Annotated in this window: 15 protein-coding genes; 11 read left to right on the plus strand and 4 right to left on the minus strand. The window is 71.0% G+C overall.

Annotated elements, in window-relative coordinates:
- Positions 1-57 precede the first annotated feature (57 nt).
- The 3 genes from ACIBCT_RS25355 (at position 58) to ACIBCT_RS25365 (ending at position 2,333) form a co-directional block, all read left to right on the plus strand.
- Positions 58-930 (plus strand): alpha/beta fold hydrolase, encoded by an 873-nt coding sequence (locus tag ACIBCT_RS25355; RefSeq protein ID WP_399192508.1) that lies wholly within the window; start codon positions 58-60, stop codon positions 928-930.
- On the plus strand, positions 927-1,739 hold the full coding sequence (locus ACIBCT_RS25360) for an LLM class flavin-dependent oxidoreductase (protein WP_399192510.1): 813 nt from the start codon (positions 927-929) through the stop codon (positions 1,737-1,739). The genes ACIBCT_RS25355 and ACIBCT_RS25360 overlap by 4 nt, the downstream gene beginning before the upstream one ends.
- Positions 1,740-1,964: 225 nt before the next feature.
- On the plus strand, positions 1,965-2,333 hold the full coding sequence (locus tag ACIBCT_RS25365; protein ID WP_399192512.1) for a nuclear transport factor 2 family protein: 369 nt from the start codon (positions 1,965-1,967) through the stop codon (positions 2,331-2,333).
- A 159-nt stretch (positions 2,334-2,492) separates the two neighbouring features.
- On the opposite strand, the gene ACIBCT_RS25370 is transcribed toward ACIBCT_RS25365, so the two are convergent.
- Entirely contained in the window at positions 2,493-4,007 is a 1,515-nt protein-coding gene (locus ACIBCT_RS25370; protein ID WP_399192514.1) for an alpha/beta fold hydrolase, read from the minus strand.
- 187 nt (positions 4,008-4,194) lie between these two features.
- Between ACIBCT_RS25370 and ACIBCT_RS25375 the strand changes: the two genes are divergently transcribed.
- The 5 genes from ACIBCT_RS25375 (at position 4,195) to ACIBCT_RS25395 (ending at position 8,136) form a co-directional block, all read left to right on the plus strand.
- Positions 4,195-4,968: an SDR family NAD(P)-dependent oxidoreductase gene (locus ACIBCT_RS25375; RefSeq protein ID WP_399192516.1), complete on the plus strand. Its 774-nt coding sequence runs from the start codon at positions 4,195-4,197 to the stop codon at positions 4,966-4,968.
- A 98-nt stretch (positions 4,969-5,066) separates the two neighbouring features.
- Positions 5,067-6,065, plus strand: coding sequence for an NAD(P)/FAD-dependent oxidoreductase (locus tag ACIBCT_RS25380; protein ID WP_399192518.1), 999 nt, complete (start codon positions 5,067-5,069; stop codon positions 6,063-6,065).
- 37 nt (positions 6,066-6,102) lie between these two features.
- A complete protein-coding gene (locus tag ACIBCT_RS25385; RefSeq protein ID WP_399192520.1) occupies positions 6,103-6,771 on the plus strand; it encodes a class I SAM-dependent methyltransferase in 669 nt (222 codons plus the stop codon).
- Between the two features lie 357 nt (positions 6,772-7,128).
- Entirely contained in the window at positions 7,129-7,368 is a 240-nt protein-coding gene (locus tag ACIBCT_RS25390; RefSeq protein WP_399192522.1) for a hypothetical protein, read from the plus strand.
- Positions 7,369-7,593: 225 nt separating this feature from the next.
- Positions 7,594-8,136, plus strand: coding sequence for a peptidase inhibitor family I36 protein (locus ACIBCT_RS25395; protein ID WP_399192524.1), 543 nt, complete (start codon positions 7,594-7,596; stop codon positions 8,134-8,136).
- Positions 8,137-8,382: 246 nt separating this feature from the next.
- On the opposite strand, the gene ACIBCT_RS25400 is transcribed toward ACIBCT_RS25395, so the two are convergent.
- Positions 8,383-8,901: a tyrosine-type recombinase/integrase gene (locus ACIBCT_RS25400; protein WP_399192809.1), complete on the minus strand. Its 519-nt coding sequence runs from the start codon at positions 8,899-8,901 to the stop codon at positions 8,383-8,385.
- 284 nt (positions 8,902-9,185) lie between these two features.
- Complete coding sequence (locus ACIBCT_RS25405) at positions 9,186-9,353, minus strand: hypothetical protein (RefSeq protein WP_399192526.1); 168 nt, start codon at positions 9,351-9,353, stop codon at positions 9,186-9,188.
- A gap of 147 nt (positions 9,354-9,500) precedes the next feature.
- Here ACIBCT_RS25405 and ACIBCT_RS25410 point away from each other — a divergent pair, with 147 nt between their 5' ends.
- Entirely contained in the window at positions 9,501-10,022 is a 522-nt protein-coding gene (locus ACIBCT_RS25410) for a hypothetical protein (protein ID WP_399192528.1), read from the plus strand.
- Between the two features lie 140 nt (positions 10,023-10,162).
- Here the strand turns inward: ACIBCT_RS25410 and ACIBCT_RS25415 are convergent, their stop codons facing one another.
- Entirely contained in the window at positions 10,163-11,041 is an 879-nt protein-coding gene (locus tag ACIBCT_RS25415; protein WP_399192530.1) for a recombinase family protein, read from the minus strand.
- Between the two features lie 104 nt (positions 11,042-11,145).
- On the opposite strand from ACIBCT_RS25415, the gene ACIBCT_RS25420 reads away from it, so the two are divergent.
- Both ACIBCT_RS25420 and ACIBCT_RS25425 read left to right on the plus strand, forming a co-directional pair.
- A complete protein-coding gene (locus ACIBCT_RS25420; protein WP_399192532.1) occupies positions 11,146-11,679 on the plus strand; it encodes a hypothetical protein in 534 nt (177 codons plus the stop codon).
- An 82-nt stretch (positions 11,680-11,761) separates the two neighbouring features.
- Complete coding sequence (locus ACIBCT_RS25425) at positions 11,762-12,160, plus strand: MmcQ/YjbR family DNA-binding protein (RefSeq protein WP_127933457.1); 399 nt, start codon at positions 11,762-11,764, stop codon at positions 12,158-12,160.
- The last annotated feature ends 113 nt before the right edge of the window (positions 12,161-12,273 follow it).

Consider the following 12,273-nt stretch of genomic DNA (forward strand, 5'->3'; position numbering starts at 1 on the left):
AGACGATCGGAAATCATCGCTTTTCACGATGTATCCGCGGAGCCTAGCGTGCCGGACATGACGACTCACCCATCTCACCGATCTCACCGATCTCATGGCGAGCGGCTCCTCCCGGTCGACGGCGTCGAGCTCTGCGTCGAGACCTTCGGCGACCGTGCCGCCCCGGCGATCGTGCTGGTGGCCGGTGCGGGAGCCTCGATGCTGTGGTGGGACACCGGCCTGTGCGAACGGATCGCCGCCCGCGGCCGGTTCGTGATCCGGTACGACCATCGGGACACCGGCCGGTCGACCTGCTACCCGCCGCGACGGCCGGGGTACTCGTTCACCGACCTGGCCCTGGACGTGCTCGGCGTCCAGGACGTCCTGGGCGTCGAGCGCGCCCACCTGGTCTGCCAGTCGATGTTCGGCGGGATCGGGCTCGTCCTCGGTGTGGACCATCCCGGCCGGGTCGCGTCGCTGACGTTCGTCTCGAGCTCGACCGGGGCCGGCGACCTGCCACCGCCGTCGGACGACCTGGCCGTGCCGCCCGAACCGGACCCCTCCGACGCGGCCGCGGTCGTCGAGAGCGTGGTCGCCGGCGCCAGGGCGTACGCCGGTGACTCGCCGTACTTCGACCCGGCCGCGATGCGGTCGCTGGCCGAACGGGACGTGGCGCGCGCCAGGGACTACCGCTCGACCCTGGTCAACCACTACGCCGTCGGGTTCGACGGGCCTGCCAGAGGCGGTTTCGGCGACATCGCGGTGCCGACGCTCGTGGTGCACGGCGACCGCGACCCGGTCCTGCCGCTGCCGCACGGCCGGGCGCTGCGCGACGCGATCCCCGGCGCGGAGCTGCTGGTCCTGGAGGGGGCCGGGCACGACCTGCCCGCCGGGGTGTGGGACGCCTTCGTGCCGGCCCTGGTACGGCACACCGGGAAGGGGCACTCGTGAACCGGCTGCGCTCGGCACTGTGGCTGCCGCTCTTCGACGACCTCGCCGATCCGCGCACGGTGGCGCGTCTCGCCGCCGACGCGGAGGAGGCCGGGTGGGACGGCTGCTTCGTGTGGGACCAGATGTACTGGCGGGGGCCGGCCCGGCCGGTCGCCGACCCGTGGATCACGCTGGCGGCGGTCGCGTCCGCGACCGAGCGGCTGCGGATCGGCCCGATGGTGTCGCCGCTTCCCCGCAGGCGGCCGGCCAAGGTCGCGCGGGAGACCGCGACGCTGGACCGGCTCAGCGAGGGCCGCCTCGTCCTCGGTGTCGGCCTCGGCAGCGACGGGTTCGGCGGTGAGCTGTCCAGGACCGGCGAGCAGCTCGACGACCGGCGGCGCGGGCGGATGCTCGACGAGTCCCTGGCGATCCTGGCCGCCGCCTGGTCCGGCGAACCGGTACGCCATCGCGGCGAGCACTACACCGCCGACGACATCGCGTTCCTCCCGCGGCCGGTTCAGCGGCCCGGCGTGCCGGTGTGGGCCGCCGGGTTCCCGGGCAACGTCAGGCCGGTCCGCCGGGCCGCCCGGCTCGACGGCTTCTTCCCGGCCAATCTCGACCACCCCGATCGGCTCGCCGAGGTGGTCGGCCTCCTCACCGAGCTGCGTCACGGCGAGATGGGCTCGTACGACGTCGCCGTCGGCCTGCCGGCCGGTGCCGATCCCGGGCCCTACGCGAGGGCCGGCGCGACCTGGTGGCTGCCGGAGTTCGAACCGGGCGTACGGCTCGACACCGTCCGTGGCGTGCTCCGCGACGGCCCGGCGGCGTGAGGACGTCACCGGGGGAGGGGCCGGAACGCGCCCCGGTCCCGGAACCGGACGACTCCCGAAGCGGTGCCGTCCCGATCGGCGCTCATCTCCGTCGGGGTGGAAGCCGCGGTCCGGGCCGGTCACCGGGGTGATGTCGAGAACGTCCCGGCCGCTCCGACCTGTCCCCGGGAGAGCCGCCGGTCCGTACGGCGGCTCCCCGGACACCATGCGATCGAAGGAGCGGCCATGTCACGCAACATCGAGACCGTCACCACCTACCTGGACGGTTTCCGCAGGAACGACCACGAGCAGATCCTGTCCTGCCTGACCGACGACATCGAGTGGACCGTCTTCGGCGCCTTCCACCTGACCGGCAAGGACGCCTACGACAGGGCCATCGACGGCCCGCCCGATCTCGTCGACCCTCCCCACCTGGAGGTCGTGCGCATGGTCGAGCAGGGCGACGTCGTCATGGCCGAGATCAACGGGACGGTGAAGCGGGTCGCGGGCGGCGAGGTGCGCCTGTCCATGGCGGAGGTGTTCGTCATGCGCGACGGCAGGATCGCCGAGCGTCGCGCCTGGGTCGTCGAGCTGAAGGAGAACGACCACCGCTGACGAACGGCCCGTGCCCGTACCCGTACGGCCATGCGTGCCGGTGACCCGCGTGCGCGGGTGCGGGTGCCGCCGGACCACGGGACCGTGGCCCGGCGGCACCCACCCGGTGGCGCGGGTCTCACCCGGACGAGCCATCCGGGTGGACGCCCGCCCCCGGGGTCAGGGGGCGGAGGAGGACGCGACCGGGCCGGCCGCCCAGTGGTCCGGGCCGGTCGGCCACGTCTGCGACGGCGCCTGCCGCCTGAGCGCGCTCTCCTCGCCGGTGCCCACGGCGCAGCGCGTGCCGTGCGGCGGCACCTTCAGCGAGATCAGGTACTCGTCGAAGATGTCCGTCTGGCACTTGTCCTTGCCGTAGATGCGGTGCCCCCAGCCCTCGTACGTGAGCAGCACCGCCTTGGGCCCGAGCTGGCGGGCCGCGTTGGCGGACCATATCCACGGGGTGGCCGGGTCGTGCAGGGAGTTCCCGAGCAGCAGCGGGGCGTCACCCGTGTACCGCAGCGCGTGCGGCGGGTTGGTGGTCGGGTAGTTCATGCAGATCGGCAGGTCGTCGATCGGGTACGGGTGGTACCGCGTGTCGGGCGCGAGGTGGTTGGAGACGCGCATGAGCGCGGCGTACTCCCGGTAGTTCCGCAGCCGCAGGTTGTAGTCCTGACACAGGACCGCGGTCGGCAGGTGCGCGACGTCGCCCTCCACGGGCTGCCGTCCGGACGGCGGGGGCGTCCACTCCGGCGTCGGCCCGCCGTTCAGCCAGTCGATCACCTCGGCCAGCAGCCGCCAGGCCGGTCCCTCGGTGCCCAGCGCGGCGTTGTAGATGACCTGCAGCTCGGTCAGCGTCTGGCCCGTGCTCGGGTACTTCAGCTCACCGCGCCGCGCCTTCTCCCGCAGGTCCTTCCAGATCGCACGGATGTCGCGTCCGTGCAGGACACAGCCGGTGTCCTGCTCGCACCAGCCGACGAACTGGTCGAACGCGTCCTCGATGGCGATCGCCTCGGTGGCCAGGAAACCCGCCACCCCGAGGCTGTGGTCCATGTTGCTGTCGAGCCCGAGGGCCCGGACGCGTCCGGGGAACAGCTCCGCGTACATCTGGCCGATCAGCGTGCCGTACGAGATGCCGTAGTAGGTGAGCTTCTCCTCGCCCAGGGCGGCGCGCAGCGCGTCCAGGTCACGGGCGACGTCGGCGGAGTCGACGTGGTCGTACAGCGGGCCGGTACGAGCGCGGCAGTCGGCGTGCAGTTCCTTGGTGAAGGCGTCCCAGGCGTCGAAGTCGGCCTGGCTCCTCATGACGGTGTGCGGCATCCGGTTGTACACCGACGCCGAGCAGATCACCGGGTTGCTGCGCCCCACGCCCCGGGGGTCGAACCCGACGATGTCGAACCGCCGCTGCAGTTCCTCGGTGTAGGACCCGGGGGCGCCGTACACGGCCTCCACCCCCGACCCGCCCGGACCACCGGGGTTGATCACCAGCGAGCCGATCCGCGCGGCCGGGTCCGTGGCCTTGCGCCGCGCGACGGCGATGTCGACCTTCGCCCCGCCCGGCTTCGCCCAGTCGACGGGCACGCTCAGCGTGCCACACTCGGCGGCGGGCTCCTCCTCACAGGGCGTCCAGGCGATGGTCTGCGGTGCCACGACCTCGGTGTCCGCGCCGGCCGTCGAGATCGGCAAAACCGTCGACATCGCCAGCAAGGCGGTGAACCATAAGGCTCTTTTTCGCACAATGCTCCAGTCTCTTGACGATCCTCCGTAAGAGCGTGTGACTGTAGCCGATTGCCACATATACGAAAGCGGAAATAACCGAGAATGGCGGTATTTGCTCTATATGCAGGTATAGGTGCTTGCCCGTCCGCATTGTTCGGGTGACCCCGTGAGGGAGGGCGACGTGGCCCTCGTCCCGCCGCGACCGGGGACAGAGACGGGGGACGGGGGCGGCGACGGGGGCGGGGACGCGGCGGCGCGTCCCGGGAGCGGAACCGATCAGGGGTCCGAGACGGTCGCGACCGGCCGCGTCCAGGCCGAGCGCTTCGGGCGCCTCGACGTCGTCGTCAACAACGCCGGTTACGGCTTTCCGGGCGCGGTCGAGGAGACCACCGACGCCGAGGCCCGGCAGATGTCCGACGTCCAGATCTTCGGACTCTGGAACGTGCTGCGGGCGGTGCTGCCCGTCCTGCGGACGCAGAGGAGCGGCCAAATCCTGAACATCTCCTCAATGCTCGGCCTGGTCGCCGTTCCGGGCTGCGACCTGTACCGCGCGGGCAAGTTCGCGCCGGAGGGCCTGAGCGAGGCGCTCACCGGCGAGGTCGCGCCGTTCGGCGTCAAGGTCACCGTCGTGGAGGCCGGATACTTCCGCACCGGCTTCCTGACGGGCGACTCGCCGGCACCGCCGGTCTCGACGACGGAGGGCTACGAGTCCGTCCGCGAGATGACCAGGGGCCACCTGGAGTTGCGGGGGAGTCGGCTCGGCGACCCCGTGAGGGGCGCCGCCGTGATCATCTCCCTCGCCGCCTCGAAGGACGCGCCGCTTCGCCGGCTCCCGGGATCGGACGCCCGCGCCTACGCCGAGGGCGGACTCGAAGCCCTCAGGGCCGACCTTGAGGCCGGCCGCGAGCCGGCCCACGGCACGGACTTCCCCAGGCCGTAGCCCGACCCGCGATCATCCGTCTTTTTGCCGACCCGGCAACAAGGTTTGCCGTACCGCGACAGGGGGCGCAGTATCTCCACCGGATGGAGGTACGTCTCATGACCGAACAGGAAACGCAGGTCAGGACCGCCGGGAGCGGACGGCGGGACTACGACGTGGTGGTGGCGGGCGGCGGGGCCGCCGGGCTGAGCGGGGCGCTCGCCCTGAGCCGGGCCCGGCGCTCGGTGCTGGTGATCGACGCCGGTGCCCCGCGCAACGCCCCGGCCGCGCACGCGCACAACTACCTGACGCGCGACGGGACATCGCCCCTGGAGCTGCTGGCCGCGGGCCGCGAGGAGGTGACCGGCTACGGCGGCCGGATCACGCGGGGCGAGGTGGTCGCGGCCGAGCGCCTGGAGAGCGGGGACTTCCGCGTCACCCTCGGGGACGGGTCCGCGGTCACGGCGCGCCGGTTGCTGGTGACCACCGGCCTGGTCGACGAGCTGCCGCAGGTGACGGGGCTGGCCGAGCGGTGGGGACGGGAGGTGCTGCACTGCCCGTACTGCCACGGCTGGGAGGTCCGTGACCGGCCGATCGCCGTCCTGGGCACCGGGCCGTTCGCGGTGCACCAGGCCCTGATGTGGCGGCAGTGGAGCTCGCAGGTGACGCTGTTGCTGCACACCGCGCCCGAGCCGGGCACCGAGGAGAGCGAGCAGCTGGCCGCCCGCGACATCGCCGTGGTGCGGGGGAAGGCCGAGGCCCTGGAGGTGACCGGCGACCGGCTCACCGGGGTGACCATGGCCGACGGGCGGACGATCCCCTGCGTGGCCGTGGTGGTCGCGCCGTACTTCACCGCCCGCGCGGGCGTCCTGACGAGCCTGGGGCTGGAGGCCACCGCCCAGGAGATGGGCGGGCACGTGATCGGCACCTACATCGCCTCCGACCCGGCCGGGGCGACCGCGGTGCCGGGGGTGTGGGTGGCCGGCAACGTCGCCCTGCTGAACGAGACGGTGATCGGGGCCGCCGCCGCGGGCCTGCGCGCCGGCGTGGCGATCAACACCGACCTGATCGCCGAGGACACCCGGCTGGCCGTCGCCGCCCGCAGGGGCGACCGATGACCCCGTCCGGTACGGGACCACGAGAAGGGAACGACCGATGACCCACGATACGCACGACACGCACGGCACCCCCGGCACCGCCTCCGAGGAGGAGTTCTGGGACGGCCGCTACGGCGAGAACGAGCGGCTCTGGAGCGGCGACCCGAACGCGGCCCTGGTCCGGGAGGTCTCCGGCCTGGAGCCGGGCAGCGCCCTGGACCTGGGCTGCGGCGAGGGGGGTGACGCGATCTGGCTGGCCCGGCAGGGCTGGCGTGTCACCGCCGTCGACATCTCCGGGGTCGCCCTGGAGCGCGCGGCCCGGCACGCGGCCGCCACCGCCGGGGACGTCGCCGATCGCATCGACTGGCGGCGGCACGACCTGGCGGTGTCCTTCCCCGAGGGGACCTTCGACCTCGTCTCCGCGCAGTTCCTGCACTCTCCCGGGGACATGCCCAGGGAGAGGATCCTGCGGGCCGCGGCCTCGGCGGTCGCGGCGGGCGGGGTGCTTCTGATCGTCGGGCACGCCGGGCCCCCGCCGTGGGAGGAGGAGTCCGACGCGCACCGGTCGCTTCCCACCCCGCAACAGGTGCTCGACTCCCTCGAACTGCCCGGCGGCGAGTGGGAGGTGCTGGTCAGCGAGGAGCACCCGCGCACCCAGGTCGGCCCCGACGGGCGGCCGCACGTCCGTACGGACAACACCCTCAAGCTCCGGCGGCTGACCGGCTGAGCCAGCCGCACCGGCGTCCCTTCCGGTCCGCAAGGGGCGCCGCCCGCGCCGAGCCCGCACCGAGCCGTCAGGCACCGACGGCGTAGAGGACCTCGCGCAGGCCGGGAAGGGGCTCGCGGTCGGCGCGCCACACCGGCCGCAGGTGCGGGACCGGGACGAGGTGTCGGCGCCGTCCTCGGCGGCGTGCGTCAGGGCGGAGTGGCGCAGCTGATGCAGGGGCCACGGCCTGTCCGGCAGACCGGCTGTGGCGTTGTCGAACAGCTCGGCGGCTCGGCGGCTCGGCGGCTCGGCGGTAGGACAGCCGGGCCCCGCTGGAGAGCAGGTCGAGATCGCAGGTGGCACCTCGACGCGGGCACGGTGGTCGGCGAGGAACACCTGCCCGGTACGGCGCCCGTCCAGCAGGCGCGGCAGCCGGGCGGTGACGGTGCGCCGGACGATGATGTCGACCGCGTCGTCCTTGCGCCGTACCTCGGCGCGCCGGTTGGGCAGGGCGAGTTCCTCGGCGTCCAGGACGAGGGCTTCTCGTGTCCGGACGGCGGACTCGTACGGGAGCCGGAACAGCGTTTTCTCGCGCAGCGGCAGGCCGGGGTCGGGTGATGCGGCCGTGGCGGCCGACACCACGCAGCAACGTCCCGGAGACGATGAGGTCGAATCGGCTCGGCAGGACGACAATCGACACCCAGGCGTATCACTTGAAACGACCGAATTCGATTCAGCTCGAATCATTAGGACGCGACGCAGAAGCGGTGTTCGCTGTGGACACCGCTTTTACGCCGCCCTGCCGGTCGGTGGCGAGATGATCGTCTGACGTGAGGGAATCGCATGTTCGCTGTCAAGCCCGTCTTGGGCGCCCTGCTCCTAGTCGGCGGGATCCCGGCTGGAGCGCTCGGCCCGGTCACCACTGCGCCTACCGGGGACTCCGAAACCGGGATCATCGCAACGTACAAGGGTAAGAAGATCGACCTCAGCAAGGGATGGCAAGGGGCCCAGGCGTGCACCGAGTTCGCCATCGGCGACGTTCGCTGCTACGACACCGCCACCGAAGCGGATCTGGCCACCCAGCCCGCGGGCGCGGTGGGCACCCTGGGCAGACCCGACTGTCCCAGCGGGTGGGTGTGCCTGTGGCAGGACGAGAACTTCACCGGCAGGCGACTGAAGTGGTCGGCGGCAGGTACCAAGGAGCTGAAGGACTGGGATTTCCGCGACAAGACAACCAGCGTGTTTGTGAACCGGATTCAGAACGGCATGAAAGCCACCAACTTCCGGGCCCTCCTGGACGAGCACTCCTTCTACTGCGCGGGTTGCTCCTACAGCAACCTCACCGGCTCTGGATGGAACGACAAGATAGACAGGATAAAGATTTAGAGAATGTCCGAGGGTTCCTCAGATCGCTCAGCGACCCGTCGTGAAGTACGGGAGGCCGCCCAGCCGTAGAGGTCCCAGCCCTTGGAGCCGCCCACCACGCCGGTCGGGCCACGTTCGGTGAGGTCTCCAACGTCGGCGGCGGTCATCGGAAGACCGGTCAGCACCTCACAACGTGGAAGGCAGCGCCCTCCACGTTCCCCCAAGCGCGTTGCTCACCGGTACTTCCCTTACCTGCGGGATGAAGTATCAGTAGTCGAGGGCGCGCTCGATGAGGTCGGCGACTTCGGTGGGGGAGGCGCGGAAGTAGCGGGCGGTGGTCTCGATGGAGGTGTGGCCGAGGAGGGCTTGGATCTGGGCGTGGTCGGCGCCGGCTTCGCGTAGCCGGGTGGCGTAGGTGTGGCGTAGCCGGTGCGGGCGCAGGCCTGGCAGGTCGGCGTCCTTGCCGACGGCGCGGACGACGTCGGTGACGCCGTCGACCGACAGTCGTCCGCGCTGACCGGCCCACAGCCCGTCCCCGACCTGCTCCGCCAGGGCGGGGCGCGCGGCCAGCAGCTCGGCGCGCGCCTGCAGCCAGGTGGTCAGGCGTTCGCGGGCCGGGACCGGGAGTGGGACGGTGCGGACCTCGTCGCCTTTGCCGTGCAGGCGGGCGGTGCCGCTGCGGGCGGTGATGGGGATGTCGCCGATGCGCAGGCGCTGGCATTCCTCGGCGCGGGCGCCGGGCAGCAGGGCGATGAGGGGCCCACGCGAGTTACGGCTTGACGTGATTTATCGCTGAAAGCCGGGCCCCGGCGGCTCCTCATCAGCGCCGCCCCGTTCGTAAGGTGGTCTTTTCCACTAACTTGCGCAGCAGAAGGAGCCCCCAGCGGCCGCTCCCGCCTGGCGGTCTTCCTCACCCTTCCCGGCTCGTCCCCCGAAGGCCTTCCCGGCCGGCGCGCGGCCGACTGTCCAGTCCGCCGACCGAGCCTCAGGCGAGGGAGCGGACTTGACCGGTGGCAAGCGTCGGCCACGCTGTCGGCCCGGGGGCGAGGTGGCCCGGACCTCCTCGCGGATCACACGGAGCGGAACAAGCCCTGGGATGCCTCGTTGAGCTCGGTGTGGCGCCGCATCTGCTCCTCGGCCAGAGCGACGTGTTCGCGGATGGCGGCGAGGCCCTCGGTGCCGAACACCCGCAACGCCTCGGCGTCGGCGGCCTCGGCGGCGGCACGCCCATCGAGCATTCGGCGATATGGCAAGGCCATTGTGGCCATTGAGCGACTGACGGCTCACTGCTAGCGGGTGCAGGCTAGAGCCTCCAAGGCGAGGGAAACGAGGGCGGCGATGGCGCCGCCGATGTGGGCTCACAGCACCGCTGAACGGAGCACCTCATGTCCCTACTCTCTCGCATCCTCATCGTCCCGCTGGTCACCCTGGTGGTGGCCGCGCTGCTGGCTCCCGCCCCGGCCTCGGCCGCAGTACTGGATGTCACCTGCACGGGCCTGCAGACCACCACGTACACCCCTGGCGTCACCCTCACCCCGCAGACCGTCCAGGTGAACCTGGACCGCAACTTCGGCCCCTGCGTGTCCCTGAGTCAGCCTGCGGTCCTGTCCGGCACCTCCAACGTGGTCGGCAATGCCACCCTGTCATGCCTCGACCTTCTCTCGCCGGGAGACGGGACCCGCACGATCACCTGGAACACCGGTCAGACCAGCACCTACACCTACACGCGCCAGATCATCAACCTGGTCGGCCAGACCGTGCGGACCGAAACAGGCAGCATCACCAGCGGCCTGTTCGCCGGCAAGACCGTCGTTCAGACAACCACCCTGGCAACGGTCCAGATCACCGACTGCCTCGGCGAAGGCGTCACAGGCAACTCCGGACCGATGACGCTGAACATCACCTGAACGGCCCTGATCGCCAGCTATCGGCGGCGGAGACGGTGCCGAAGCGCTCAGAGCGGCCTGTGAGGTTTGCGAGGCGGGGGGTAGTAGGGGTGCCGTTAACGAACGTGTCACCAGCCCCAAACGAGCGGCATCTCCCCAGGTCATAGCCCCTGCATTGCAGGCCTCCCGGCTGCTTCGTCGTGGTCGCGGAGCATGCGCAGCACGGTGGCCGGTGAGGGGTGCTGGCCCTTCTTCTTGCCGCGAGTGATGACCAGGCGGGCGGCGATGTCGCGCAGGCTGAGGTTCTGGCCGCGCAGGTGCAGCGCCATCGACAGCATGGCTTCGTCGGTGATGGTGGCGCCGCCGATGTGCTTGCCGCGGGTGCGGGCCGACTCGTGGCCTTCCAGGGTGCGGTCGCGGATGTATTCGCGTTCCATGCCCGACAGCGCGGCCAGTACGGTGAAGACGATCCCGGACGGGTCGTGGCTGCCCTGCAGCTCGCCGGAGAGGAACTCCAGGCCGATGCCCGCCGCGCGGAGCTGTTCGGCCAGGGCTGCCAGTTCGATGCCGCGCCCCACGCGTTTGTGCTCGTGCACGACCAGGGTGACCGCCAGGCCGGAGGCCCGCATCTCCATGGCCAGGGCCAGGGCCCGTTCGAGCTGCGGGCGGATGGTGGCGCGGGGGGAGATCTTCTCGGCGAAGACCCGGGTGACACCGGCGGCCTTCAGCGCGTCCATCTGAGTGTCGAGCGATTGGCGGGCGGTGGAGGCGCGGGCGTAGCCGATGCGCGCGTGCCCGGCCGGTTCGGCGCCGGCCGCGGCGGGGCGCGGCAGCTCGGTCCAGGCGGTGCCGGGCCTGCGCACCGCCGGGACCGCCACGGCGAGGGTCTTGGCCAGGTCGGGCACGAGCCGGAAGCGGGCGGTGTGGTACTGCGCCGTCACCTTGCCGCGGCCGGTACGGCAGGGCGATCCGGCCGGGACCGCGCATGAGGTCATCGGGCAGTCGTGGGCTTCCACGCGCAGGAAGTCGTCATCGCTCACCCCGCGAGTGTTTCATAAGTGCGTTTCATCAGGCGGGAGATTTGCAACGTCCTATGAAACACGATCCGTCCTGATCATGACCCGCCGAGCCTCATGTTTCATAGGTGACCACCTCTGAAACACTGCGTTGTCGTCGTCGACCCTCCAAGGCTCACGCGGATACCAGGCTCGCGATCGCTGTAATAGGAGAAACGGTTCCGTTGCAGGTCCACCCCCGCGCCCTGGCCAAGAGCGCGGTTGGGTGTGAACCGCGTCCTCGAGGACAGATCTCATTCCACCAGAACGGTCCCCCCGGAGGCGGTACGGCCCTGCCCGAGGTCACAAATGACGGCGGCGCCGCGCCGGACTACTGGCGCCACACCTTCATCCCCACCCACACCCCCAGCGGCCGACCGATCACCATCGGCCCGAAAGTCGCCAGCTTCGGCCAGGAGATCCCACTCCTGCTCACCGGCAAGGCCATCGCACCCGTGACGGCCCAAGCCAGACGCCTGGCGCCACACCCCGGCATCGCCTACCCGCTCATCCGCGACGCACCACTCGCCCGTTTCGCGCTTGTCTGGCGCACCGCCGCCGAAACCGATCTCATCCGAACCTTTGCCAGCGTCGTCACCGAGCTGGGCCCGATAGTCCTATGACGTCGGCGCGGCCCCGCCAACCCCGGAGACTCTGATGTGCTGATGTCCTACCCGGCGGGCAGGATGGGCGCAGGAGGTACAGATGAGCGACATCGCGGACGTTCCACCCGCCGTTGTGGGCCGGCTCCGGGTGATCTGCGGGGAGCTGCCCGAGGCGTACGAGGAGCCGGCGTGGATCGGCCTGCGGTGGCGGATTCGCCGGCGGACGTTCCTGCACGTCTACACCACCGACGGGAGGGGGTCGGCGTACATCGATATGGACGATCCGGCCATCCTGATGACCTTCCGGGCGCCGCCCGGGGAGTTGGCCGCGCTGGCGCATGCCGGCCCTCCGTTCTTCCGGGCCGACTGGGGTGTGAATGTCGTGGGAATGGTGCTGGACGACGAGACGGACTGGGTCGAGGTTGCCGAGCTGGTGACGGACAGCTATCGCGTGCAGGCGCCCCGCCGCCTCGCGTTCCGGCTGAAGGCAGGTGGATGAACCGCCGGCTACCTCCCCACGTTGCCGCTTATCCAGGTTCGGTGCTGAGAAACATTCCTATTCACGGTGGGATAGGTCGGGTTGCCGCACTGGCCAGAGATATTTCAGGAGAC

It is taken from the genome of Streptosporangium sp. NPDC050855, assembly GCF_044456585.1.
GTDB lineage: Bacteria > Actinomycetota > Actinomycetes > Streptosporangiales > Streptosporangiaceae > Streptosporangium > Streptosporangium longisporum.